20 protein-coding genes are annotated in these 26,774 nt (G+C 49.5%); 8 read left to right on the top strand and 12 right to left on the bottom strand.

Translation table 11 applies throughout. The features are described 5' to 3' along the window. Positions 1–267: 267 nt before the first annotated feature. The 6 genes from gloA to glyQ form a co-directional block, all read right to left on the bottom strand. A complete protein-coding gene (gene gloA, locus ACO0LB_RS04345; RefSeq protein WP_423046854.1) occupies positions 268–666 on the bottom strand; it encodes a lactoylglutathione lyase in 399 nt (132 codons plus the stop codon). 97 nt (positions 667–763) lie between these two features. Next, the gene (locus ACO0LB_RS04340; protein WP_423046852.1) at positions 764–1,687 is read right to left on the bottom strand and encodes a M48 family metallopeptidase; all 924 of its coding nucleotides are present in this window, start codon (positions 1,685–1,687) and stop codon (positions 764–766) included. 106 nt (positions 1,688–1,793) lie between these two features. Then, the gene (locus tag ACO0LB_RS04335; protein ID WP_423046850.1) at positions 1,794–2,543 is read right to left on the bottom strand and encodes a lysophospholipid acyltransferase family protein; all 750 of its coding nucleotides are present in this window, start codon (positions 2,541–2,543) and stop codon (positions 1,794–1,796) included. A gap of 30 nt (positions 2,544–2,573) precedes the next feature. Beyond that, positions 2,574–3,137, bottom strand: a complete 564-nt coding sequence (gmhB, locus tag ACO0LB_RS04330) for a D-glycero-beta-D-manno-heptose 1,7-bisphosphate 7-phosphatase (RefSeq protein WP_423046848.1) — start codon at positions 3,135–3,137, stop codon at positions 2,574–2,576. A gap of 26 nt (positions 3,138–3,163) precedes the next feature. Beyond that, positions 3,164–5,248 carry a glycine--tRNA ligase subunit beta gene (glyS, locus tag ACO0LB_RS04325; RefSeq protein WP_423046846.1) on the bottom strand — a complete coding sequence of 695 codons (2,085 nt, stop codon included), beginning with the start codon at positions 5,246–5,248 and terminating at the stop codon, positions 3,164–3,166. A 25-nt stretch (positions 5,249–5,273) separates the two neighbouring features. Further along, positions 5,274–6,236: a glycine--tRNA ligase subunit alpha gene (glyQ, locus tag ACO0LB_RS04320; RefSeq protein ID WP_423046844.1), complete on the bottom strand. Its 963-nt coding sequence runs from the start codon at positions 6,234–6,236 to the stop codon at positions 5,274–5,276. Positions 6,237–6,492: 256 nt separating this feature from the next. Here glyQ and ACO0LB_RS04315 point away from each other — a divergent pair, with 256 nt between their 5' ends. From ACO0LB_RS04315 to ACO0LB_RS04300, 4 genes are all read left to right on the top strand, one after another. Next, a complete protein-coding gene (locus ACO0LB_RS04315) occupies positions 6,493–9,003 on the top strand; it encodes a putative bifunctional diguanylate cyclase/phosphodiesterase (protein WP_423046842.1) in 2,511 nt (836 codons plus the stop codon). Between the two features lie 2 nt (positions 9,004–9,005). Beyond that, on the top strand, positions 9,006–9,263 hold the full coding sequence (locus ACO0LB_RS04310) for a hypothetical protein (protein WP_423046840.1): 258 nt from the start codon (positions 9,006–9,008) through the stop codon (positions 9,261–9,263). 189 nt (positions 9,264–9,452) lie between these two features. Continuing rightward, on the top strand, positions 9,453–10,103 hold the full coding sequence (locus ACO0LB_RS04305) for a 3'-5' exonuclease (RefSeq protein WP_423046838.1): 651 nt from the start codon (positions 9,453–9,455) through the stop codon (positions 10,101–10,103). A 149-nt stretch (positions 10,104–10,252) separates the two neighbouring features. Next, positions 10,253–13,588 carry an alpha/beta hydrolase family protein gene (locus ACO0LB_RS04300; RefSeq protein ID WP_423046836.1) on the top strand — a complete coding sequence of 1,112 codons (3,336 nt, stop codon included), beginning with the start codon at positions 10,253–10,255 and terminating at the stop codon, positions 13,586–13,588. A gap of 160 nt (positions 13,589–13,748) precedes the next feature. On the opposite strand, the gene ilvE is transcribed toward ACO0LB_RS04300, so the two are convergent. Both ilvE and ACO0LB_RS04290 read right to left on the bottom strand, forming a co-directional pair. Then, on the bottom strand, positions 13,749–14,741 hold the full coding sequence (gene ilvE, locus ACO0LB_RS04295; RefSeq protein WP_423046834.1) for a branched-chain-amino-acid transaminase: 993 nt from the start codon (positions 14,739–14,741) through the stop codon (positions 13,749–13,751). 313 nt (positions 14,742–15,054) lie between these two features. Then, the gene (locus ACO0LB_RS04290; protein WP_423046832.1) at positions 15,055–15,585 is read right to left on the bottom strand and encodes a GNAT family N-acetyltransferase; all 531 of its coding nucleotides are present in this window, start codon (positions 15,583–15,585) and stop codon (positions 15,055–15,057) included. Here ACO0LB_RS04290 and ACO0LB_RS04285 point away from each other — a divergent pair. Further along, entirely contained in the window at positions 15,584–15,859 is a 276-nt protein-coding gene (locus ACO0LB_RS04285) for a hypothetical protein (RefSeq protein ID WP_423046830.1), read from the top strand. The two genes, ACO0LB_RS04290 and ACO0LB_RS04285, sit on opposite strands and share 2 nt — an antisense overlap. 535 nt (positions 15,860–16,394) lie before the next feature. After that, positions 16,395–18,245: a sensor domain-containing diguanylate cyclase gene (locus tag ACO0LB_RS04280; protein WP_423046829.1), complete on the top strand. Its 1,851-nt coding sequence runs from the start codon at positions 16,395–16,397 to the stop codon at positions 18,243–18,245. A 233-nt stretch (positions 18,246–18,478) separates the two neighbouring features. On the opposite strand, the gene ACO0LB_RS04275 is transcribed toward ACO0LB_RS04280, so the two are convergent. Beyond that, positions 18,479–20,095, bottom strand: coding sequence for a sensor domain-containing diguanylate cyclase (locus ACO0LB_RS04275; protein ID WP_423046827.1), 1,617 nt, complete (start codon positions 20,093–20,095; stop codon positions 18,479–18,481). A 200-nt stretch (positions 20,096–20,295) separates the two neighbouring features. Between ACO0LB_RS04275 and ACO0LB_RS04270 the strand changes: the two genes are divergently transcribed. Beyond that, the gene (locus ACO0LB_RS04270; protein WP_423046825.1) at positions 20,296–20,697 is read left to right on the top strand and encodes a VOC family protein; all 402 of its coding nucleotides are present in this window, start codon (positions 20,296–20,298) and stop codon (positions 20,695–20,697) included. Positions 20,698–20,924: 227 nt separating this feature from the next. On the opposite strand, the gene ACO0LB_RS04265 is transcribed toward ACO0LB_RS04270, so the two are convergent. After that, positions 20,925–21,956: a Leu/Phe/Val dehydrogenase gene (locus ACO0LB_RS04265; RefSeq protein WP_423046823.1), complete on the bottom strand. Its 1,032-nt coding sequence runs from the start codon at positions 21,954–21,956 to the stop codon at positions 20,925–20,927. 277 nt (positions 21,957–22,233) lie between these two features. Continuing rightward, positions 22,234–22,833 (bottom strand): hypothetical protein, encoded by a 600-nt coding sequence (locus tag ACO0LB_RS04260; protein ID WP_423046822.1) that lies wholly within the window; start codon positions 22,831–22,833, stop codon positions 22,234–22,236. A gap of 525 nt (positions 22,834–23,358) precedes the next feature. Between ACO0LB_RS04260 and ACO0LB_RS04255 the strand changes: the two genes are divergently transcribed. Further along, positions 23,359–24,927, top strand: coding sequence for an oligopeptide:H+ symporter (locus tag ACO0LB_RS04255; RefSeq protein ID WP_423046820.1), 1,569 nt, complete (start codon positions 23,359–23,361; stop codon positions 24,925–24,927). Positions 24,928–25,050: 123 nt separating this feature from the next. Here the strand turns inward: ACO0LB_RS04255 and ACO0LB_RS04250 are convergent, their stop codons facing one another. After that, positions 25,051–26,748: an alkaline phosphatase family protein gene (locus tag ACO0LB_RS04250; RefSeq protein WP_423046818.1), complete on the bottom strand. Its 1,698-nt coding sequence runs from the start codon at positions 26,746–26,748 to the stop codon at positions 25,051–25,053. Positions 26,749–26,774: the final 26 nt, after the last annotated feature.

Below are 26,774 nucleotides of genomic sequence, written 5' to 3'. Positions count from 1 at the left end.
TGCGGGTAGTGCATCACGGCATTGGCGTTGGTCAATATTCATCTGATGCATCATCTTTTGATGGCGCAGGGGCATCCATCATGAGATAAGGCGGGTTAAAACGCCCGCGGATGCGTCAGTAAGGGCAGCGAAACACGCTGAACATGCTGTCTGGGAGTGGGTGTCGGTGAAGTTGATTTAAAGCCGGATATGGATGGCTTGTTCAGCGTTGCTTTAATTCTGCCTTAGTGTCTTGCTTTCATACTTTTCAATTCTCACAAGACGGCTTCATAGTGTGACTTCGGATGATTTTTCTATCAGTTCAATTTTGTAGCCATCCGGATCCTGCACGAAAGCGATGACAGTCGAGCCGCCTTTGACGGAGCCAGCCTCGCGCGTCACGTTGCCACCGCGTGCACGTACTGCATCACATGCCTGATACGCATTGGGTACCGCAATCGCGATGTGACCGTAAGCGGTGCCGTGATCATAACTTTCTACGCCATAGTTATAGGTCAGTTCCAGTTCTGCATGCTCAGGATTGCTGCCATAGCCCAGAAATGCCAAGGTATATTGATATTCCGGATTGTCGCTCTGGCGCAGTAACTTCATGCCCAGTACCTGCGTATAAAAATCAATTGAGCGTTGCAGGTTGCCGACGCGCAGCATAGTGTGAAGTATTCTCATTGCATATCCTTTATTGATACTGAGGGGGAGTAAGTTAAGTAACAGGCTGGTACGCCTTTATTTTCAATGATTGGGAGGCATCGTAGCAGATACTCCCTTAAATTTTGGGAAGATCCGCGGCATTGTGCTGACGTAGCTGACGCCTTGCGGATTCGACCTCCGGAAAAACCGATTTGACGATGGCCCAGAATTGAGGACTGTGATTCATCTCACGCAAATGCGCGAGTTCATGCGCGACCACATAGTCAATCATCATCGGAGAAAAGTGAATCAGTCGCCAGTTCAGACGAATTTTTCCAGCGGAATTGCAGGAGCCCCAGCGCGTTGTGGCCGAAGACAGCGACATGCTGTGATAGCGTACATGCAGTTGCTCGGCAAAAATCGGCAGGCGTTGCAGAAATACTCGTCTGGCCTCTTGCTGCAACCAGTGGCGCATGCGGGCTTTCAATTGCTGCTCACCGCCATCGAGCGGCAGATGGATAGTCAGTTCTCTGGATTCCGGATTGAAATGGGTACCGGCTGATGATCCCAGTGTCATTCTGACAATGATGTCCTCACCCAGATAGCGAAGTTTGCTGCCATCGCCCCAAGGCAGATGCTTAGGCTGTTGTTGTACACGCTCTTTGCGTTCATTGAGCTTGCGCTGTATCCAGCCTCGTTTTTCCTGAATGGCATTTTCTATATCTGCAATCGTGACCCAGCGCGGTGCAGTAATACGCAGGCCGTTGGCGTTAATCAGAAAGCCGATGCTACGTCGTGTTGAGCGTTGTAAATCGTATTCCAGCAGCTGATCGTCGATCAGAATGCGACGTTTGTTCTGTGGAGTATCAGTTGATCGTGGCGGTTGCTTGCCCGTTGATTGCTGATCATCATGCTTGTTCGTGACAGGCGATGGACGTGGCGGGAACACGGTTGCTGGCCCGGACTGACGAAGACTGTCCGGCACAAGAAAATCGCTGAACAAATCCATTTGCAGCGCGCGCTGAATGACTTGGTTCACGGAAGGAAATCGGGATTTCATTTCAATGATTAAAATGGAGATTCACATCAACAGAAAAAAGAGTCATCGACAGTGTGACTGATTTTGCAGATTTGTGTTTTTTCCGACTTCCTTCGTGAGGCAGAATTTATTTTGTTTGCTCGTGACGATATACCTGAGGCGAAATCACACGCATTTCAGCTTCTATCCAATGCTCGACCTTTTGCATCAGCTCAGGAGCCGTCAGGCCTTCCGGTGAGATAGGTGCGCCGACCGAAACAGTGACAACGCCTGGTTTTTTGATGAAAGAATTTTTAGGCCAGCATTCACCAGAGTTCAGCGCGATCGGAACGACAGGCGTATTGGTTTCCACGGCCAGTCTTGCGCCGCCACCTTTATACTGACCTTTTTTACCCACAGCAATTCTGGTGCCTTCTGGAAACATGATAATCCACTGACCATCTGCCAATCGTTTTCTGCCTTGAGTGACTACCTGCGCAAAGGCATCTTTTCCCTTGTTGCGATCAATCGGGATCATGCGCAACATAGAAATTGCCCAGCCAAAAAAAGGGATGTAAGTGATTTCTTTTTTGAACACAAACACCAGAGGGCGTGGCGTTGCCATCAGTAAAAAAATCGTTTCCCATGCAGACTGATGCTTGGCCAGTAAAATGACGGGCGCATCCGGGAAATTTTCAAACCCTTTGGTCTGGTAATGAATGCCGCAAACGACTTTGGCTGCCCAGATGACAAAAACATTCCAGCGAGCAGTAATGTAATAACGCTGGTTGTAAGGCAAAAAAGCAAACAGCATACTGATAGGCGCCCAGACGACGGTCACCAGTATCATCAGCAGGGTGAAGATCAGGGAGCGGATAAACGGAATAACACGAAGCATGAAGTCTCCAGATTGTGCGATGCTGCGTATTCAGATCGCAATATTGATATCAGCGATGGTCGCACCGAGTAATTTATCGACCATGGATGCCAGATCAGGATAAACCTGTGTACCCGGTGGCAGACCGCCTTTTTCCTGCGTCTTATGACCTTTGCCGGTCAGCACCAGATGTGGAATACAGCCCATGACAAAGCCGGATTGCAGATCACGTAAAGAGTCACCGACGCTATGCACGCCTTTTAAGCTGATGTCGTAGCGTCGGGCGATCTCTTGCAGCAGGCCAGGCTTTGGTTTGCGACAATCACAGCTGTCATCTGCCATGTGCGGACAGAAAAAAACAGCATCAATCGTGGCACCCACTTGTTGTGCCGCCGTATGCATTTTGTGATGTATCGCGTTCAGCGTTGCCATATCAAATAATTTGCGGCCAATACCAGACTGGTTTGTTGCTACCACGACCCGATAACCAGCCTGATTCAGGCGCGCGATTGCTTGCAGCGAGCCTGGAATGGGCGTCCATTCATCCGGTGATTTAATGAACGCGTCTGAATCAAAATTGATGACGCCATCTCGATCAAGGATGATGAGTTTCATCGCTTGTCCTTTTTCTGCGCCCACGATTATGCTGCCAGCTTGGAAATATCCGCTACCTGATTCAACATCAGGTGCAGACTGGCCAATAACGCCAGACGGTTGTTACGCAAAGCCGGGTCTTCTGCATTCACCATCACATCGTTAAAGAAGCTGTCGACTTCTGCCCGTAACGCAGCCAGAGTTTTCAGTGCGCCGGTGAAGTCGTTGCCAGCAAAGGCCGCATCTACCTGTGGCTTCACGTCTGCCATAGCTTTGGCCAACGCCTGTTCTGCTGCTTCCTGCAGTAGTGCCGGATTTACATCGCCAGGCGTACCTTCTGCTTTTTTCAGGATGTTGGTAATTCGTTTGTTGGCGGCTGCCAGCGAAACGGATTCTGGTAATGCGGCAAATGCCTGCACTGCCTGCAGACGCTCAACGATATTGGACAATGTGTCAGGGCTTTGAGCTACGATGGCTTCGACTTCATTCTGCGCAAAGCCACGTTCACGCAACTGACCACGCAGACGGTCGAACAGGAAATTCAGCACATCCACACTCGGGTCTTTGAAATGACTATTGCCAGCAAACAGACTGACCGTGTTTGCCAGTAACTGGTTCAAGGACAAAGAGAGACGTTTTTCTACCAGCATGCGCAAGATGCCAAGTGCATGACGACGCAACGCAAACGGATCGCGGTCGCCTGTTGGTTGCAAGCCTATGCCCCAGATACCGACCAGTGTTTCCAGCTTGTCTGCCAGCGCCACTGCCGTGCCTGTAAGCGTTGCAGGCAATGTATCACCAGCAAAACGTGGCTGGTAATGCTCAGATGCTGCCGCAGCGACATCGGCGTATTCGCCATCATGCAGCGCGTAATACGTTCCCATGATGCCTTGCAACTCTGGGAATTCGCCAACCATATCGGTCAGTAAATCAGTCTTCGCCAGCAGCGCGGCGCGTTCTGCGAGCGCAACATCGGCATTCAGTGATGCGGCGATGTTGCCTGCCAGTGTTTTAACACGTTCTGCTCGCTCTGCCTGTGTGCCGAGTTTGTTGTGATACACCACGTTGGCCAGCAAAGGTATGCGTGATGCCAGGGTTTTTTTCTTATCTTGCTCGAAGAAAAATTTCGCATCCGACAAACGTGGGCGCACCACGCGCTCGTTACCCTGAATGATGTGTTCTGGTGTTGCTGTTTCCAGATTCGAGACGATCAGAAAGCGTGAACGCAGTTTGCCGTTTGTATCTGTCAGCGCAAAATACTTCTGATTGGTTTGCATGGTCAGAATCAGACACTCTTGCGGTACGGCGAGGAATTCTTCTTCGAAATGGCATTCATACACGACTGGCCATTCGACCAGAGCGGTAACTTCGTCTAACAGCGATTCTGGCATCAGCACCAAATCAGTCCCCGCTTTCGCCAGCAGGGCAGTGCGGATTTGTTCTTTACGTTCGCTGACGCTGGCAATGACTTTGCCTTCAGTTTTCAGCGCAGCAGCATAGCTATCGGCGTTACTGATGCTGACTTCACCGGCGGACAAGAAGCGGTGACCTTTGGTAATGCGGTCACTGTTCAAGCCGAGTAAGGACAACGGAATAATGTCGGCACCATGCAAGGCGATGATCTTGTGAACCGGGCGCACAAAATGCACAGTATCGCCATCAGGACGCTGATAACTCATCACTTTAGGAATCGGTAATTTGCTGATCGCCTCTTCCAGCACGCTTTGCAGGGCCGTACCCAGTACTGAGCCAGCAGAGGTATAGCTGTAAAAGAAGCTTTCGGCTTTACCATCGACGGCGCGTTCGAGTTGGCTGATCTGTACGTCAGAAAAACCCATCGCAGTCAGTTTTTTCAATAATGGTGCAGTCGGCTGACCAGTTGCATCCAGTGCGACAGAGACCGGCAATACTTTGTCGCGTATCAGTTTGTCAGGTGATGTGCCGCGTACATTCGTGATGCTGACTGCCAGACGGCGTGGTGACGCATAGCTGGTCGCAACAGAGTCGGCTTCCAGAAAATCACGCGATGTCAGTCCTGCCACAATGCCTGCAGAAAATGCTTCACCCAGTTTGGCCAGTGCCTTTGGTGGCAGTTCTTCAGTGAGTAATTCAACTAATAATGTTTGATTCATGTTGGATGTTCCAGTCAATTCGGTCTTAAGCAGCCTCAGGCGCAGCGGTGGATGCAACAGTAGGTGCCGGCTTATGCTTGTCGTCAGCAGCGCACATCGGGAAGCCCAGCGCTTCACGCGACGCGTAATAGGCGGCGGCAACGGCACGGGACAGATTGCGGATCCGGCCAATATAGGCCGCACGCTCGGTCACCGAGATAGCGCCGCGCGCATCCAACAGATTGAATGTATGTGCTGCTTTCAGAATCATTTCGTAAGCAGGTAATGCCAATGATTTTTCTGTTACTTCCAACAAGCGCTTTGCTTCCGATTCATAATTGCTGAACAGGGAAAACAGAAAATCTGTGTTGGAATATTCAAAGTTGAAGGTCGATTGTTCGACTTCGTTCTGATGGAACACATCACCATATTTGAGTGTAATGGTTTTGCCGTTTTCTTCGCGCTCTGTCCAGACCAGATCATAGACATTTTCAACACCTTGCAAATACATGGCCAAGCGCTCGATACCGTAAGTGATTTCACCCAGAATCGGTTTGCAATCAAGGCCGCCAACTTGCTGAAAATAAGTAAATTGCGTAACTTCCATACCATTGAGCCAGACTTCCCAGCCCAGACCCCAGGCACCCAGCGTCGGGTTTTCCCAGTCGTCTTCAACGAAGCGAATATCGTTCTGCTGTAAATCCAGTCCCAGCGCTTTCAGCGAACCCAGATACAGATCCAGAATGTTTTCCGGCGCCGGTTTCAAGACCACCTGATACTGATAATAGTGTTGCAAACGATTCGGGTTTTCGCCATAACGGCCATCTTTGGGACGGCGCGAAGGCTGTACGTAGGCTGCGCGCCAAGGCTCAGGGCCGATTGCGCGGAGAAACGTACCTGTGTGCGAAGTTCCCGCGCCCACTTCCATATCGTAAGGTTGCAACAGGGCGCAGCCTTGCTTGTCCCAGTAGTCTTGTAATGTCAGGATGATTTGTTGAAATGTGAGCATCGTGCTATCTGCCTTTATCGTCACCCCAAAGGGCGCGAGGAATAATGTTTGCCAAACCTTCGATTTTAACCTAGAAATGCAGGCAAAAACGCCAGCAAGGCCGACTTAAGCACACAGTTTTGCTGCAATGCGCAATGAATAGATGAGGCTTTTAGCTCATAATGAGCCATGTTTTATTGCATGAATATTATTTGCAGAGTATAAAAACTTCCTCAAAGCAACTTTCTACGGCGATGGCTATAACACTTGAACCGATATGATAAAAAAAGACACACCGGATACGCTGGATGCTGAATCTCAGCGCTTGGAAGAGTGGTACTTATTACTGGGCGAGTTATCTCATTGTCTTTGGTATCCGGCTGATATCGCCGGGATGCTCGGTGGCTTTTGCCGGATTCTGGTCGAGCGCGCTGGTTATCAGACGGCATCGCTGGAGCTGGATTTCGGCGATAAAACAGAAACCTACCGCGCCATCGATCCAGCGCATGCAGAGCGCAAAGAACATGAAGATCGTCAGGCAGCGGTGCCGTATCATCTGGTCTTGCCGGTCAGGCATCCTTCCTGTGTTCAGGTGCTATTACGTGTCAGTGCCGAATTTGATCTGAGTCCGCATTCACCTGCGCGGGTCATTCTCCAACGGTTTGCCTATGAGTTGTCTGATGCAATCTATGCCCTGTTGACGACGCATGACCATCATGATTTACAGGACAATATCGAGTTTCTGGCATTATCAGTGCAGCAAAGTCCGTTCTCTGTTGTGATTACCAATGCTGCCGGGGAGCTTGAATATTGTAATGCTGCGTACAGCGCCACCTCTGGTTACAGCATGCGCGACGTGTTGAAGAAAGCAGTGCTCTGGGATATCGGTGGCACAACTGATGAAGCCCGGAAGCAGGAATTGCTGGCACTGAAAATTGGTCAGCACTGGCATGGCGAGGTGTTGTATCAGCACAAGAGCGGACGCTCGTATTGGGAAAGGCAGATTGTCAGCCCGTTATACAACGATGAAGGTGCGATCACACACCTGGTCGCCGTAAAGCAGGATATTACCGAGAGCCAGTTCCAGCTCAAAGAAGTGGAGCAGGCATTGCTGTTGCGGGAACAAGCGTTGGTGTCAAGCAGCAATGGCATCATGATTACGCGCAGTGATGAACATGACCATTCGATTGTGTATGTGAATCCGGCATTTGAACGTATTACCGGCTACGAGGCCGCGGAAGTGATTGGTATGGAGGGGCGTTTTCTGGTGCGCGAGGATTTGGCGCAACCTGATCTCGAAGAAATCCGCGCAGCTTTGCGTGAGAAGCGCGAAGGACATGCCTTGTTGCGTAATTACCGCAAAGACGGCAGCCAGTTCTGGAATGAATTGCATATTTCTCCGGTCAAGGATGCGCAGGGCGCAGTCACCACGCATTTTGTCAGTGTGATCAATGATGTCAGTGAGCGTGTTAATTATCAGAAAGAGCTTGAATATCAGGCCACACATGACAGCCTGACCGGTCTGGCAAATCGTAATTTGCTCAATGATCGTATTGCGCAGGCGATTGCCTGGGCCAAGCGTCAGGATTTATCGGTCGGCGTGATGTTGCTGGATCTGGATCACTTTAAGCTGATCAATGATGCATCGGGGCATGGTGCTGGTGATGAAATGCTCAAGCAGGTGGCGCAGCGCCTCAATCAATGTGTACGCGAGACCGATACCGTGGCGCGCCTCGGCGGTGATGAATTTGTCATCGTCCTGACCGATTTGCCAGAAACCAGCGACGTTGATGTCGTTGCAGAAAAAATCCTTCAATCGCTGTCGCGCCCGATTAACATCCACGGGCACGACGTATTTGTCACGACCAGTATCGGCATTTCTTTGTACCCGCGAGACGGTGATCATGGCGAAATTCTTTTACGCTATGCAGATATCGCGATGTACCGTGTCAAAGAACACGGTCGCAACAGCGTGCGTCAGTTTGTGCCTGAAATGGGACTGAGTGCGATCAGTCGTATGAACATGGAGGGGGCGTTGCGCCGCGGTCTGGAGCGCAATGAATTCTTTTTGCATTATCAACCCAAAATCGATTTGCTCACCAATCAGATTGTCGGTGCAGAAGCGCTGGTGCGCTGGCAGCATCCACAGATCGGCTTGATTCATCCTGTTGAATTTATTCCACTGGCGGAAGAAACTGGCTTGATTTTGCAACTCGGAGAATGGGTGCTGGCTGAAGCCTGTCGCCAACAGGTCATCTGGAATCAGCAAGGTCTGTCGGGTCTTAAAATTGCCATCAATGTATCTTCGCGCCAGTTCCGCCAGGATGATCTGACGGAACGCGTGGGAGCCATTTTTGCCGAAACCGGTGCTAATCCCGCTAACGTCGTACTGGAGTTGACTGAGAGCATGGTGATGCAAGATGTCAGTAGCACCCTGATTGCATTGCGTGCGCTCAAAAGTCTGGGCTTGTCTATCTCGCTGGATGATTTTGGTACTGGTTATTCCAGCTTGTCGTACTTGCGGCGCTTTCCGATTGATGAACTCAAAATTGATAAGTCTTTCATCAATGATATTCATCTCAACCCTGATGATGCCGCCATTGCCAGTGCGATTATTGCGATGGCACTGAGTTTGGGACTCAATGTCGTGGCAGAGGGCGTGGAGCGTCAGGAACAGGCAGATCTGCTATTGACGATGAAATGTAGTCAGGTACAGGGATATTTTTTTGGAAGACCGATGGACGTATCGGCATTTACCAAACGTTTCAGCCATCTTCAGGTGCAATGAATATGACAAAGTTATTGTGGAAACAGGAAACGGTGCATGAGGTCGCTCAGTTGCTTGTCGGTGCAAGGTTAGAAAAGTCTGCCGCTATCGGCAATGCGACGGTCTACCACGTCTGGGACGAGGGGCAGGAAAAAATTGCCGTGTCCCTACCCGATGGTCAGGCACTGGTGATCGAGCTTGCCGGAATAACGGCACCACGTCGTCGGCGTCGTCTCGATGCATCAGGTGATCATGACAAATCTGCGCTGTCTGGCGCATAAGTATTGTTGTATTGTCTCATTGTCGTTAAAGCGTATCGCAGTTCGCCCGAGTGATGGCATATGGTTGGGATGATATCAAGGGCTCACTGAAGCTGATCATCAACGTTAATTTCATACAGATTCAATGCCGATTCAGCGGTGATTGAATGTTTATGGATATCATCAGACATATTCGCTTATGATTTCGGTATGAATCCCGACATCGATAGTTCTCTCCCCGCGCCCCGCATTTCTCCGGTATATCCAGCATATCCAGGTATTCGACCGGAAAACATCCACGTCATTCAACATGCAGCTCAGGCGGATGCTGCCTACGCGCAGATGAAAAATGTTCCGGTGCTGGGTTTTGATACGGAATCCCGACCCGTATTTTTAAAAGGGCAGCATTCCGATGGACCGCACCTGATTCAGCTGGCAACGGAGGATGCGGTATTTTTGTTTCCTGTCGTTCGCCCTATCAACACTGATGTGGTCAAAGCTTTGCTGGAATCGGACCAGATACTTAAAGTAGGTTTTGGGCTCAGCGATGATATGAAGTACCTGCATCGTAAATTGGGTATCAGCGTGCATCACGTGCTCGATCTGGCGCGCGCGTTACGAGAAAATAAGCAACATGATATGGGAGCCAAAGCGGCAGTTGCTAAATTTTTCGGAATGGAACTGCAAAAATCAAAAAAAACATCGACCTCCAATTGGGCCAGCAGTTCATTGACTGAAAAGCAGATGTTATATGCCGCCAATGATGCGCAAGTCGCCTTGCTGATTTATCTGCATTGCCAGAAGGCGCAACTGGATTTGAAATCACTTCCTTTTAGCTATACGCATACTAAAAAAGGCTGAACTCTTCAGATTGATTGTAGTCTTAATTTCCATTCTCTGTGCTGCGTTACTCTTATAAGGAATCACGCAGCGTTTTTCTTTTAACGGTTTCTTTCTGAAAAACAGTCAGAGACAGGCAAAGCATTAAGCGCAGACAGGACTTTATACCGATGATCAAGCCGACTATTTCACAGCATGACGACAGACTGCGTTCTTTGTGGACGCTGTACACCACAACGATGCTCATGACGACTTTGTGTGGTGGTGCAGCGCATGCTGCCAGTGTTGTGCAGGCGCCCACTGTTGCGGTGACACCAGATTCTGTTACCAGCCAGAAGAAAATAATTACCCATGATGTTTATGCTAACTGGCGTAGCATTCAGCATGAAATACTCAGTCGTGATGGTCAGTGGGCAGCCTATGCACTGATCGCACAAGAAGCGGATGGCGAGGTCGTATTTCGTCATATCAAGGATGCCCGTGAATGGCGAGTTGCTCGTGGAACTGCACCTGCATTCAGTGCAGATGGTCGTTATGCTGCCTTCGCCATAAAAGCAACTCAGCTTGAATTGGATCAGGCAAAAAAGGCAAACAAAAAAGCCGATGAATTACCTAAATCGGGTTTAGGAATCATTGATTTGCAGACGGGTATCGTTCAGCGTATTGAGCATGTCAGGCAGTTTGCATGGCCGGAAGAGGGTGGTGATTTTCTGGCCGTGTTGTCAGAGCCTGTCGTGGCCTCCAAAAATAGTCCGGCGGTCAATGCCGTTATCAATAATCAAACGTCGCAGACATTACAGATACCGCAGACAACAAAGACAGAAATCAGGAAAACGCTAGTAACTGACCCTGCTACAGCACCAGTGACAGTTCAGTTGGTAGATGCTTTGGAAGTGACTGATGTGACCGGAGTTTCCGATGCGGCTGATCAGTCGCTCCCTGTGGCCGATAGCAAGAAAAAAATGATTGCCACAGAATTGACTCTGATCGATATTGCTCAGAATCGGCGGACCGTATTTCAGAATGTCACAGAGTTTGCGTGGGCAAAAAATGGCAGCCGTTTATCGTTCAGCGTGAATAATAAAAACAAGGAAGTTGATTCCAAGGTTGCGAAAAATGAGAAGACTGGTCAGGAAGTCATCGCCGCACCAATAGTCAGGCCATCTGTAGAAAATGGGGGGCGTTTGCAAGATGGTGTGTATGTGGTGGTCCCGTCGGTAGCACGGGCGGTTGCCGTCATCACCGGCGCTGGCAGCTATAAATCTCTGCGATTTGACGACGCTGGTGAACAACTGGCATTCATCAGTAATCGTGAGCAATTGGCTGCAAAAAATATATCCAAAGAAAATACAACGCAATCGACACAATCAACACAGTCAACATCCTCAGCCACGGATGCAACACAGAAAAAAGAGACAATTGCCAGTCAGGAAAAAGACAAATCACCAGATCTGATGGATCTGTACTACTGGCGTGACCATCAGCAAATCGCCAGTGTACTGGTCAGTCGCACAAGTGCAGGAATGCCAGTCGGATGGAGTGTAAATGAATATGCTGAAATAGGTTTTAGCAAAGATGGACAACGCTTGTTTTTAGGTACGTCAGCATTACCTCTGAACGAAGCGATTGATGCACCAGATGCGCCAGAAGCGATGAAAGTCGATCTCTGGCACTGGCAGGACCCTGAGCTGCAATCCATGCAAAAAGTGAAGGCAGAAAAAGAAAAACAACGGAGTTACAAAGCGGTTGTCCATATCGCGACTCAGCGGTTTGTACAACTGGCTACACCCCAGATTCCACAGGTGATGGTGAATGAAAATGCAGAATTTGCTATGGGCATCAGCGATGTACCCTATCAGATGTTGCAATCCTGGGACGCTTTGTATCGGGATGCTTATGCCGTGAATCTGAATACCGGAGACGCTCGACTGCTGATTAAAAAATCGCGCTTTTTACCCGGTTTGTCCCCCGCAGGAAAATATCTGTTTGTGTTTGATGCTGCGAGCAGCCAGTGGCTGGCGTGGACCACAAAAGAAGGTACGCGCCTGAATCTGACCGGACACATTCGTTCTGCTTTTTTTGACCATGAACAGGATACCCCAGAACCGCGCTCCGCTTACGGGTATGCAGGTTGGACGGCCGACGATCAGCATTTTGTTGCGTATGATCAGTTCGATTTATGGGAAATCAATCCGCTGACAAACGCCAGTCGTATGCTGACGCAAGGGTATGGTCGTCAGCATCAGTTGCAGTTGCGTTATATCGATTTGCTAGCGGAGAAAAAAATTCCCGCAGAAGAAGTGATTCCGGTGGCGGAGATGAAGGCATTGCCTCAGGGACGCTGGCTGTTGAGCGCGACGCATCAATTGAATCGTTCTACGGGTTTTTATCAGCAGGATTCTGTGGGCAACATGCCTGTGCGTTTACTGCAGGCAGACAATATGTTTGGTAATGTCAGTAAGGCTAAACAGGCTGAAACCTTGTTATACACGCGTCAGAGTTTTACGGAATTTCCTGATCTTTGGGCCAGTGATTTGCAACTGCAAGCGCCTCAGAAAATCAGCAACGCCAATCCACAGCAAACGCAATATAACTGGGGAACGCAGGAGCTGATGTCCTACACCAGCGCCGATGGAAAAAAGCTCAAAGCATTGCTGGCTAAGCCAGAAAATTTTGACCCGTCTAAAAAATATCCGATGATGGTGTATATCTACGAAAAAATGTCGGATAACCTGCATCGTTATGTTCCGCCCGCACCCAGCCAGAACATCAATGTCACACGCTATCTGAGTAATGGATACATCGTATTGCGGCCAGATATTGTGTATCAGACCGGGCATCCGGGTAAGAGCGCGATGCGTGCCGTGATACCTGCCGTAAAAAAGGTATTGGCTCTATCGTATGTTGATCCGGCGCGGGTTGGAATTCAGGGGCATAGCTGGGGGGCGTATCAGATCAATTACATGATTACCCAGACCAATATGTTTCGTGCTGCTGAAGCGGGAGCATCGATGGCGAACATGATCAGTGGCTACGGTGGAATCCGCTGGGGCAAAGGCATGTCGCGAGCTTTTCAGTATGAGACAGGGCAGAGTCGTATCGGTGGTACGCCTTGGAACAAGACGGCAGAATTTATTGAGAATTCTCCGATATTTTATGTTGATAAAGTGCAGACGCCTTATCTGACGAAACACAATGACGACGATGATGCCGTCCCCTGGTATCAGGCGATTGAGTTTTTTACTGCCATGCGCAGGCTGGGAAAAGAAGCTTACTGGTTTAACTACAATGGCGAAAAACATGGGCTGAAAGACCGTGACCATGTGAAACATTACACGGTACATATGGCTGAATTTTTTGACCACTTCTTATTGGGGCAGCCTCGTCCAGAATGGATGATCAAACCTATCCCTTATCTGGAGCGTGGTAAGCGTGATGTGATGGGAATGTTCAAGCCGCCGGTTGTGGCGTCCGAGGTGATGCCAGTGGCAGATGTACAGAAATAAAAATCTGTGGCAGCGGTGCGCTGCATCGACTTTATGCAGGTGTCTGTGAATAAAAAAGCCGCTGATGTTCAGCGGCTTTTTGTACGTTACTCAACGTCGGTCAAGTAAATTGATGTAGCGTGATTGCTATGTTTTTTCAGTTTGCACTAATCAAAAATCATCAGACTTTGGTCATCCAGTGGAAACTGTCTTCTTCTATTCCTTGTTGAATATTGTTCAGATATTGGCGCAGACGTTTTGAGTTGACAGGATCTTTATCTTGATTAACGACATGCGTTTTTTCCTGGTATACGATTTCACCGACAGGTGCCAGAACAGCGGCTGTGCCTGACAATGCAACTTCACCAGTTTTGATCCATTCGATCAGTTCATCGGCGCTGATATTGCGTTCGCTGATTTTATAGCCCAGTTTGGCACCGGCTTTCAGCAGTGAGTCACGCGTAATGCCTGGCAGGAATTCGCTGTTCAGCGGCTTGGTCAGGATTTCATTATCGTTGATCAGCAGGCAATTGGCTGCACCTGTTTCCTGCACATCACCATGTGGAGCAAAAATGACTTGAGCGGCATTGTATTTTTCTTTTGCTTGCTGGATCAGGCCGAGCGCACTTGCATAATTACCGCCGGATTTGACGGTGCCAAAGTGCGGGGCGCAACGTTGGTTTTCGGTATCGAGCAAGACGCGCATTTTGGTGTCTGCTGAGAAATAGTCGCCCACAGGAGATACCAGCACGTACAGCAGCGCTGTGCGTGTAGGTGCTGCCGCGCGGCCGATGGCAGGATCAGTGCCGATCAGGGTAGGGCGGATATAGGCAGAACCCGGAAACGCCGGAACCTGATCTTTGAATTTGCGCAACAGATCAATAATCATGGCTTTCAGTTGCGCTGCATCAGGGATAGGCAAGTGCAGGGAAGCTGCGCTGTTTTGCATGCGCTGAACGTGATCATCAATGCGGAAGATGTTGACCGATCCATCGTTACCACGGAATGCTTTCATGCCCTCAAAGCAAGTGCTGGCGTAATGCAGTACGTGCGCCGCCGGATGCATGGGCAGGCTGTCGCTGGGGACGAAACTGGTGTCAGACCATTTGCTGCCGTCAAAGCTTGCCAGTGTCATTTCACTAAAAAATACAGTACCGAATTCTGCGTTTGCCATTTTCTTCTTTCAATCAATGAGGTATGCGGTGAATGCTGAAACCTGTTTCTCTTTTCCAGCCGAGCAACAAATGCAGCACAGTGGCAATATTTTATTCCAATTTCACAGGTATGCGCCTTGTGGTTTTGGGATTGTGTGCAGGATGCTTCCCAATAAACTTCTTATGCAGCGGGCTTAATACGCTACAGTTACCCGATAGTTGTACGATATGTGCGTCATATTCAGCTTCCTGACCAGTGTTCTAATCAGTGTTGTAATCAGCACAATAACCACGATCATCCCCAACCTGCGGCCAGCGCTGTAGATGCTTGTTTTACTTTGTGTTCCTGGCAAACCATTGCTCGCGGCTGATGCCATAGACCGAGGTATCCATGTCGTGCCAGCGTTCGATTCCACGATACAGCATGCCCAGCTTCTTCATGACATGGGCCGATGCGGTATTTTCTGGGTCGCAAATGGCGACCAGTTCTTTGCCTTCGAGCGTATCAAAAGCAAAGGTTGCCATTCTGTTGGCTGCTTCGAATGCGTAACCTTTTCCCCAGCAGTCCTTACGCAGACGCCAGCCGATTTCTAGCGGGTTCGCTGCATCTCGCCCCAGATGCTGTATGCAGCCTGCGCCGATCAGGTCGTTGCTGCTGGTGTCGATCAGGCTCCACCACGAGTATCCCCATTCCAGCCAGCGTGCTTTGACGCGCTCTATCATGGCGATGGTCTCTTCGCGCGTTTCGGCTTTGCCGGTGATGTAGCGCATGACTTCGGGATCGCTGTTAAGACGGAAAAGGCCATCGAGATGGGTGTCTTGAATTGGTTCCAGACGCAGGCGTTGTGTGTGCAATATCGTCATGATCATTGAAATAAAAATGTCGTCAGGGACTTTGTCGGTTACTCCTGGCGATAGTAAGCAGGTCTTGGGTACTCGCCGTCTGTCCTTGTTGCTAGCGTCGTTGTGTTGTCTCGATGTAGCGACAAGCATCTGCAAGGCGCGTGTAATACCTCTTCAAGGTGCTACTTCGCCGTTGCCGGGTTGCTATGAGCGGGGGAGTGACAAAGAATTGTACTTCTTTTACGACATGAGTCCTTATGCCTTTGTTGATAAGCAATGCCGGATATTCGCTTGAATTGTCCTTGATTCAGGTTCTGAATGAATGCTCTTTGGTAGGGCATCTAAAATATACTCCCCCCATTTTAGAGGAAAACTGGCCGTCAGTCATTGTAAATAAAGTGCAGAAAAATAATACTCGGAGGGAGTATTATTTTGTTCGGTAAGGGAAGTAATCGCATAAAAAGAAAATTAATGGAAGATGAAGTGTAAATAAATATTAAATGAGCGGAGTAGCATGGAGATGTTTAGATGATATGTGTATCGAAAAAATTGTCCTGTGCTGTCAGCACCTGCAATGGCTTTGTTGGTCGGGTATCTGTGTTGCTGTGTGCCGGATGGCACATATAAAATCAATGGTGTGCATTCATCAATCTTGGCTTTAGTATATGATGACCTGTCAGCGTAAACATTGAATGACCTGATGTACCGTGGTGTTGCAGAGTGTCGGCAACAGGCAGCCATTTCGCACAGGCATGATGCAGACAGAGTCGCATACTACCCATGCATATTGATGGACACCTACCCTTTATATGAGCCTGGAAACTTTTACTATGCGCCTTGATCATGAGCAGCAAATGCTGGCTATGTACCGGGCAACTGTGGCCAATATTCTCCGTAATGCCCCGCTGACCTCGACCCTGGAATTGCTGATTCGCGGCATAGAAGAACAGGACGATAGTTTATCGGCGGCTATTTTGCTGTTTCCTGAAGAAGATCAGCCGGGTGACAAGACACAGTTCATTGTTTCCGGCTTGCATCCCGAGTGTGTACAGGCGATCAGACACCTCTCTGAAAATGGTACAGGATTGAATTCCGATGCCGACAGCCACGAACATCTTTCACAGACGCTGGAGCAGAGTTCGCATTGGCAGCAACTGACGCAGATCGCAGAGCAATTTCAGTTAAGTCCGCGTGTCGTACTGCCGCTGTTAAATAGCAATGAAACGATGTTCGGTATGCTATTTGTTTTTGTGTCCGCAGCGCAGACGCTCAGCCCGGAACAACATCAACTGATTACCGAAACCGCGAGACTGGCAGTCATGCCCGTGGCACATGACCGGCAACAGCGGAAAATTCTGACAGCGACCCTGGCCGCAAGGCAGAGTGAAGACAGCATGTCACGCATGGCATTAGCAATCGAGGGGAGTGCTACAGGCATCTGGGACAGGAATATCGTCACCGGTGAAATTCATTATTCTCCGGGCTGGAAAGCCTTGCTTGGCTATGCCGAGCACGAAGTGTCGCATCATATTGAGGACAGCTATCAACGAGTGCATCCGGATGATTTGGCGGCGGTCAGAGCCACCATGCAGGCCCACTTTGACGGCAGAACGAAACAATATGCAGTAGAGCACCGTGTGCGTTGCAAGGACGGTAGTTATCGCTGGATATCGAGTCGTGGCAAAGTCGTGAGTCGTGATGAAAATGGCAAGCCGTTGCGTATGATAGGAACCACGACCGATATCACTACCATGCGGATGTTGTCCGAGAGTCTGCAAGAAAGTGTCGATCTGGTGACCTGTCTGACCAACGAAGTCCCTGGATTAGCGTATCAGTATCGTTTGTCTCCCGATGGCGACGAATATTTTTCGTACGTCAGCGAAGGTGTGCGCGATATTTATGAGTTGACGCCTGAGCAGATGCAAATGGAAAACAGTGTGGAGCGCATACATAGTCTGATACATGCAGATGATCTCGATCACTACCGTACTGCCATCATGAATTCTGCCGAAGCATTACAGCACTTACATCTGGAATACCGTGTCAGCTTGCCGCAACAGGGTTTGCGCTGGCGCCAGATGGTCGCGCGACCACGGCGGTTGCCGGACGGTGGCACCTTATGGCACGGATTGATTACGGATGTCACCGAGCACAAACGTATCGAGAGTGAACTGCAGGAATTTGCCACGATCGATTTTCTAACGCAGATGCCAAACCGCCGCTATTTCATGGGACGTATGGAGCAGGAGTTGGCGCGCATACAGCGTTCGAACAGCAAGCCATGTGCAGTCTTAATGTGCGATCTGGATTATTTTAAAGTCATCAACGATACCTACGGTCATGCCGTTGGCGATATGGTGCTGAAACATTTTGCTGCCATTTTGCACAATGCTTTGCGTAAAAGTGATTCTGCAGGGCGCGTTGGTGGCGAAGAGTTTGCTGTGATTCTCTCAGGTGCTGATATCGATGATGCACAAATGTTTGCGCAACGCATACAAAAGCAACTGTTGGACAGTCCCATCAAAACAAACCACAACCTGATTTCGGTGACAGTCAGTATCGGCATTACCATGATGACGAGTGACGACCTTAATGTGGATGCACCGCTGTCACGCAGTGATATGGCGTTGTACAGCGCAAAGGAAAACGGCAGAAATCGCTTTGCGGTTGTGGATGCATAGCACCGATCACAGCGAAGGCCGTGTCATATCGGTCTTCGCATTTCGCTTTCGTCTCTCGCCTTCATCTCTTTATTTCTGCCATTCGCCTGGACTGCAGGTTGTCGTGGATTCAGTACATCAAAACCATGTAACGCATGTAGTGATATGAAGTGATATGGAGTGACATGAGTACAGAAGTACGCTGGTCGTGGCGCAACAAATGTGAGTCAGGACGATTTTCTGAGATGACTCATTTACAGTGTCATACTGCGATTACGGCCGTTATTTTTGGCAGCATATAACGCATGGTCAGCCAGATTGACTAATTCCAGCGGCAGATTGACGTGACGTACCGGCGTCATTGCGCTGACGCCAGCGCTCACCGTGACGATCCCTGCCTGACTGCTGCTATGTGGAATCTGCAGATCCTGAATGGCGATGCGGATTTTTTCTGCGACTTCCAGGGCACCTTTCACATCGGTATCAGGCAAAATCAGACACATTTCTTCGCCACCATAACGCGCTGCCAGATCTGCTGAACGTAGGGGGGCTTTCAGAATGACCATGGAAATTTTACGCAGGCATTCATCACCTTCAGTATGGCCATACATATCATTGAATTGCTTGAAATGATCAACGTCAATCATGATCAGCGCAAGTGGCCGGTTGTTGCGCGTTGCCCGGCGAAATTCTTCACTTAACACCAGATCAAAGTGGCGCCGGTTAGCAAGGCCGGTTAATCCATCCTGGAACGATAATTTTTCGAGTTGTTGATTGACTTTTTTCAGGGCAGTATGCGCCTCGACAAGTTCGTTTTCTGCATCCGCCCGTAATTTAATCTGACGTATCAGATGAAATCCAAATGCCCCCTGAGCAATCAGTAAAACAATGACACCGGCAGCATGAAGATACGTATCCGTGCGCCAATGTGCCAGTATTTCATCTTCCGATAAAGCGGCTGAAATAAACAGGGGATATTGTTCCAGATGGCGGAAACTATTCAGTCGCCGTACGCCATCTTGTGCCGATTTGACGGTAAACGAACCAAAGGTTCTTTTGCGCATGTATTCATGAAACAAAGTAGTTTCAGTCATGTCTTTACCGATGGAGTCTGCCAGCAGTGGCCTGCGCGTCAGTAATACACCGGCGTCTGATGCCAGCACAATCGCCCCCGCTTCACCAACGTTGAAACGGTCATAAAATTTATTGAAATAATCAATACTGATCGTCGCTAGTGCGACACCGGCAAAACTGCCATCCGGATGATTAATTCGGCGTGATAAGGTAATGATCCATGCGCCGGTAGAACGGCTTCTGATCGGCAAACCGATATAAGGTCGGGAATCTTGCTGGTTACGATGATAAAGGAAGTAATCACGATCAGCATTGTTGGCATGCACTGGTGTGGTCGGCTGAGAATGCACCATCCAACGACCTTGTTCATCAAAGATGAATAAACCATTCAATTGCGGCAATGACTCCACCCGCATTGCCAGAAAAAGGTGGAGGCGCTTCAGTGCTGCGGGGCGGGTTCCATCTTTTTCGATTCGCTCCACCATGCCAATCAGTGCAGTATCTGCACCTTTGATGGTGTCGTCTGCATGCTGGGCAATCGCACGTGCCATATTAAATGTGGATACTTCCATCTCCTGCAATTGATTTTTTCTGGCTTCCCAGCTTCGCCAGCCATCAAGGGCCACAAAAGAAAGGCAGACCAGCGTAACAAAAAGAATCGCAAATAATGTCAGGGACGAACGCTTTTTAGCATAGTCATTGCGAAAGGAAGAAGAGTCCGGAAGTGTCATTATGTCAGGATTGGATAACTCGTTTTTGGCAGATGAAATACCAATCTGACGAGCAATAATAGTCATTTTTTAATCAATTACCTGTCTGAATAACAGAATTGATGTAATTTTTATGTGTTTTTTGTTCTTTTTATCGCCGCTATTATAAATCAAGCGCTATTTTTATTACTTCTGCGCAGATATTGAAGTGAGAATTGTCTCTTCATACACACACATTGTGCATGACATAAATTTTTCTGCAAGTTTAATGTAAACCCGTATTCATCATGAAATCCACTTTATATCAACTCAGAATTGCCCGCCCCGTGACTCATCTTCAGCGCAGCAGTGCGATGTATTGTGAGGGTTTGCAGTGGATGGTGTTAAGCACATTTGTCGACCATCAGGGGTTTGATGGTGTGATCGTCGGATCTGAGGGATTACCCTATCATTTAGAACTGACCTACTGTCGGCGGCATTCTGTCACGCCGCAACCGACCGCCGAGGATTTGCTGGTGTTATATATTGCCGATGCACAGGAATGGCAATCTGCGTGCGACCGGATGTCGGCGGCTGGATTTCTGGCAGTCCAATCGCTGAATCCTTATTGGGACGATAAAGGGCGAACGTTTTCCGATCCGGATGGCTACCGGGTGGTGTTACAAAATGCGCGCTGGATGCCAACCTGAAGGCAGGTCGTATCATATTCCTTGGAATAGGCGGTTCAGGCAGACTGATGGATATGGGTCAACTGTTGTTTGATCATTGACAGCAAATGTGTGGCGGATATATGTTGTATCGGGCATATCCGGTGTTTCCCATGCTATCCCCTGTTACTCCTTGTATCCCATGCTGAATGGCGTGTCAGCGCACACTGCAAGTTGCGCTGACACGCCATTCAGATTGCTGTCACTGATTATTGTTTAAATCGGGCTTCGGCGATCTGGTCAGCAATGATGCTGGTTGCCATACCTTCGACATCGGCACGAACAAAAATTTCCGTTAAGGTTTCGCCGATGCGACGAACATGCGCATCCATGCCGTCTTCTGGCGTATTCAGATATTCATAACATACCTTGATGATGCCACCTGCGTTGATGACGAAATCCGGTGCATACAGAATTTCTTTACGGCGCAACACATCACCCAGATCGGCCGATGCCAGTTGATTATTGGCTGCACCAGCAATCACCTTGGCTTTCAGGCGTTGTATGGTGTCCGCATTGACGGTGGCACCGAGGGCACATGGCGCGTAAATGTCAGCATTGACATCGTAAATGGCATGAATGTCGACAACCTCTGCGCCAAGTTCGTCCTGGGCGCGTTGCAATGCTGCCTGATCGATATCTGCGACAACGAGTTTTGCCCCCGCTTGTTTCAGGCGACGTGCATAGTCGTATCCGACATGTCCCAGACCCTGTAACGCGACCGTCAGTCCTTCCATGCTGTCGCGCCCAAAGCGATGCTTGACTGCCGCCTGCGCGCCAACGAAGCAACCGAGCGCGGTGAACGGCGATGGATCTCCGCGATCGCCCAGACCAGCAACATAGCTGGTTTTTGCGGCAACATTCGCCATATCTGCCGGACTGGTGCCGACATCTTCGGCAGTCACGTACCGGCCACCAAGGCGCTCCAGTGCTTCGCCCAGTGCTTCAAACAGTGCAGGACTCTTTTCTGTTTTGGGATCGCCAATAATGACACTTTTTCCGCCGCCGATAGGCAGGCCGGCAACTGCGTTCTTATATGTCATGCCACGCGAGAGGCGCAGTACATCGCGTACGGCATCGGCTTCGCTGGCGTAGTTCCACATACGGCAACCGCCCATGGCCGGGCCAAGATGGGTGTTGTGGATCGCGATAATGGCTTTCAGGCCAGATTTGGCTTCTGAGGCGAAGACAACCTGTTCGTGGTTGTCGAAATTGATTTCGTTAAATACAAAGGCGGTCATGCTTATGGCTCCGCGCGGAAAGATGAGCGCACCTTGCCTGGTAGGCAGTGGCGGCGATTCCGCAAAAATAGGTTAAGGTAATAATGTCAAAAAAAAACAGTCAGACGATTTCAGTCAGTTCAGCAAACTCAATAATCTGACCAATACAACGACCCCTGAACGCGTTTGAACGCTCAAAGGTATTTGGCGGTGATTGTGTCACGCGTTGCGAAGTATAGGGGATGGTCTTGGGAAACTCAATCGTTGAACTTCCCGCTGTGGAATTTGTGGGCAGCGATCAGGCGGCAGAGCGCAATGTGGGGTGTTGCAACATAGCGACCAGTTCGTTGATGTAATGCGTTTGTGTTTTAACGCATGATCCACGCGAGTAGGAGTTCATGAATCCGTGCGAGGTACCTTTGGCAATTTCCGCGCGATGTCCTGCCAGTTTGAGCTCGGCGACCAGATCGGCAGGTTTGAAGGCGGCTTCTTTTTCTGGGAAAACCAGACGTACTGGACAGGTGGGTTGTAGCTGGCGGTAGTCTCGTATGCGTGAACCATAAAACAGCATCGCGCAACGCAACTGCGCCATCAGATCATTGGAACTATTGAGCCACAATGCACTGGCTCCAGCACTAAACCCGATCGCATACCGGATTGTCGTTTGATGTTCGAGCAACTGCTGACTGACTTTTTCGGCAAAACGAGCAACGCCTCCACCGGCAATAAATGCCTGATACGCATCCTGTTCTGAACGCATGCTTCCATCATCGATTTCAAACGGTGAGACTACCAGACAAGGGCTGGCCAGCTGGCGCACTAAACCGGCCACCGCAGGCGTATGACCAAAGACATCAGTGGCAATTAAAACAAGAGGCGACGTTACAGTTTCAGACACAGTGAAATACAAAATAGCAAGCAGCGGAAGAGGCGCGAGACTACCGGAGTTACACCGCAAATGCAAGTAAACCGACGCTTTTGCGATGCTACTGTAGCGCACTCTTTGATTCATCTTTGACCGAAAGCCATACTGAAAAAAACGACAGCCCATGTTATTTTCGAGTGTTTCATCGAATGTTATCTGTCTTGCTAATGTTAATCTGATTGTCTTTGAACGACGCAGTTCCTCTGCATATGCCCACTATTCCAACGTATGGTGCGCTCACTGGTAGCAATAATATGATCACGCGAGTTGTTGGCGAGCTTCAATGTCAGTGCAGCGATGCTCACGATGTACTCTGTCATGGGATCTGCACGAGGCCAGCCCCAGGCTTGACGTTCCGTTTTCAAATCCGGATACTTCGCTCTCTGTTGCTGTGATTATCCATTGCGGCAGCACATACTAACTGGCATCGAAAGTCCATCGGCTTCGATGCTTATTACATTTGTTTGCCTATCGTGCAAAGACAAATCTACAGGAGAAATGATGACCCAGCCTGCACATCATGCTGACCATACTGACAAGGCAATAATGCCACCGCAGATTCCTTACATTATCGCCAACGAGGGATGTGAGCGTTTCAGCTTTTATGGCATGCGCAATATTCTGACACCGTTTCTGATCACCAGCCTGTTGTTGTCGATGCCGGAAAGTATGCGGGCAGGCATGGCGAAGGAGGTGTTTCATACCTTTGTGATTGGCGTGTATTTTTTCCCCTTGCTGGGCGGTTGGCTGGCGGACCGGTTTTATGGCAAGTACAACACGGTATTCTGGCTGAGTCTGGTGTATTGCTGCGGACATGCCTGTCTGGCCTTATTTGAAAACAACCGGCAAGGATTTTATACAGGCTTGTTTCTGATCGCACTTGGCTCTGGCGGTATCAAGCCATTGGTGACATCGTTTGTTGGCGACCAGTTCGATCAGTCCAACAGGAAATTAGCGCAAAAGGTATTTGATGGCTTTTACTGGATCATCAATTTTGGTTCTTTCTTTGCCTCCTTACTGATGCCCATTTTTCTTAAGCAATTCGGTGCCAGTATCGCTTTCGGGATTCCGGGATTGTTGATGTTGATCGCCACCATCGTTTTCTGGAGTGGGCGTCACCAATATGTGCACGTGGCACCCGTGGCAAAAAATCCGCATTCGTTTTTGAATGTCGTGCGTACTGCATTGAGTATTCAGGTGCCGGGACAGGCACGAACAGGTTATTTCATTGCGATTTTGGGCGCTGGATTGGCTTTGGCTTCTTTGTTTCTGATTCCTGGCATCGGCATTGTCGCAGCGCTTTGTCTGGCATTGGTACTGGTGCTGGGTTTTGGGGGCATGGGAGCTTGGCTGCAACTGGAACGGGCGCGCGGCTTTCACCCGGATGAAGCCGTTGATGGCGTGCGTTCCGTGCTGCGTATTCTGGTGGTGTTTGCGCTGGTCACACCGTTCTGGTCTTTATTTGATCAGAAGGCCTCCACGTGGGTGTTGCAGGCAGACCAGATGACCAAGCCATCCTGGTTCCAGTCCGCACAAATGCAGGCGCTTAATCCCATGCTGGTGATGTTGCTGATTCCTTTCAATAATCTCATTTTGTATCCGTTGCTCAAGCGGATGGGTGTTGAACTGACTGCGTTGCGTCGTATGGGGCTGGGCATTGCTTTTTCCGGAATTGCCTGGATTGTCGTCGGCTTTATGCAGCTCGCCATTGATGGTGGAAATGCCTTGTCGATTACCTGGCAGATTTTGCCGTATGCCTTACTGACGTTTGGCGAAGTGCTGGTGTCGGCAACCGGGCTGGAGTTTGCTTATAGTCAGGCTCCATTGGCAATGAAAGGCGTGATCATGAGTTTTTGGAATTTATCCGTCACCATTGGTAATCTGTGGGTGCTGCTGGCAAATTCCAGTGTTAAGAGCAATGCAGTGACGGCACAGATTAAGACGACGGGGATCAGCGTTACCGCATTTCAGATGTTTTTCTTTGCCGGATTTGCGCTATTGGCTGCGGCGTTATTTGCGCTGTACAGCCGTCATTACAAGATGTTGAATAATTACCGGCAGAGTTAATCGATATTGGTGGCAGGCGAGCGCTGATCATTTGTGTAAGCCCGATATCATCAAAAATAAAAAAGCCGCATGAAACTTCATGCGGCTTTTTTTGCGTGGGAGTGAACAACAACTGCCAGCAGATCAGCGCAGTGTTTCTGCCAGAATCCGTCCTTCAGATCCGGATGGTGGGCGTACATGCAGCAGATGTGCGAGTGTCGGAGCGATATCCATCACTTCTGCGTACTGCGGATAATTGCCTGGTTTTATCCAGGATTTCCCCATCAGCATCAGTGGCACATTTGTATCGTAAGTGTAAGGAGACCCATGCGATGTACCGCTGTTGCCGCTGCCAAAATACCAGTAAGGTTTGGTCACCAGCACGACATCGCCAGATAACTGGCGGTGCCAGGAACGTTGCATCAGCTTGCCAATACGAGTTGCCGGCACGTTGCCATTTTCGAGTTGTGTGCGTGTGAAGGCATGGGCAATACCGTCTGTGTTCATGGCAAAACGGGCGACAGCGTTTTCGACATCTTCATGCTTCAGATTCTTTTTATCGATCAGGGCATAGTTCAGCAAAATACTTGGCGCCGACCATTTGGACACCAGTTGTTCAACGCCGAATTGTTCTGCCAGTTGTTTATTCAATGCAGTCAGATTATTTTTAAAATCCAGGCGCTTGGCATCAAATTTATTTGCTTGTGAAAATTCAGGTACATTCGGAAAGCCATGATCGGCAGTGAATACGACCAGCGTATTATCCAGACCCACGCGCTTATCCAGATAGCTAAAGAAATTTGCCAGCAGGCGATCCAGTCTTTGCAGGTGATCATGCGACATTTTGCTTTCCGGACCGTAGGCATGATTGACGTAATCATGGCTCGACAAACTCACGCCCAGCACATCGGGTACCGCTGCCGGATTTTTACCAAGCTGCTCTCCTTCGATGGCAGCACGGGCAAAGTCCAGCGTCAGTTCATCCAGATACGGGCCGGTTTTCAGCTTGTTGTAATAGTCAGCATCGGGTTTGCCATTTTCGCTGTAATACGGAAACGGGAAACGATCTTGTTTGCCCGTACTTGCCGCCGTGCCTGATGGCAGATCATCCCGTACATCGTTCACATAAGCATAGTCTGCCAGTAACGGACGCCATTCTTTGCCGTAAAAACGGTCTTGTGGCTTGCTCGCCTGATAGCTTTGCACCCATTGCGGATGGTTTTGCATGTAGTAGGTTGAGCTGGCGAAATTGCCGGTTTTATCCATGTACATATACGCAGTGCCGGTTTTTCCTGCCAGCAGGATCGCGCCACGATCCTTGCCGGAAACCGTGATCACCTTCGATTGCTTACCGGTGGCATAACGCAGCTCATCACCAAGTGTGCTGACTTTTAAATTCGCAGGAGATGTACCGTCGCTGGGTTTGGTTTCTTCCCCGATGTAGGTATTGTTGCGATCTTCGGTGCAATACACGGACGCCAGTGTTTTGGGATCAATCCAGTTATTACCGATAATGCCGTGCTGATAGGGATAGGCACCAGTCAGTATGGCGGAATGTCCGACAGCCGTCACGGTCACGCCATGCGCCTGATGAGCATCGCTGAACCAGGCACCTTGATCGAGCAGGCGGCGCAATCCTCCCTGGCCAAACTGGTCACGATAGCGCACGACCTGCTCCTGTGGCAGTCCATCAACCACCAGCACCACGACCAGCTTGGGCTGCGCAGGTTTTTCGGCTGCCATCAATGGCAATGCTGTGAGAGTGCAGGAGGCGGCTGCGGTGGTGATGCAAAGATGTAAAACAGTGCGGCGCATGGCATGCCACGTCGTGGGAGTACGCATTTTCATAGGAGGATTGTCGCTATCGT

The sequence above is a fragment of the Undibacterium sp. SXout7W genome (genome assembly GCF_049339385.1).
Taxonomy (GTDB): Bacteria; Pseudomonadota; Gammaproteobacteria; order Burkholderiales; family Burkholderiaceae_D; genus Undibacterium.
Note: the sequence above shows the minus strand (reverse complement) of the source record. Positions and strands in the feature narration are given on the sequence as shown.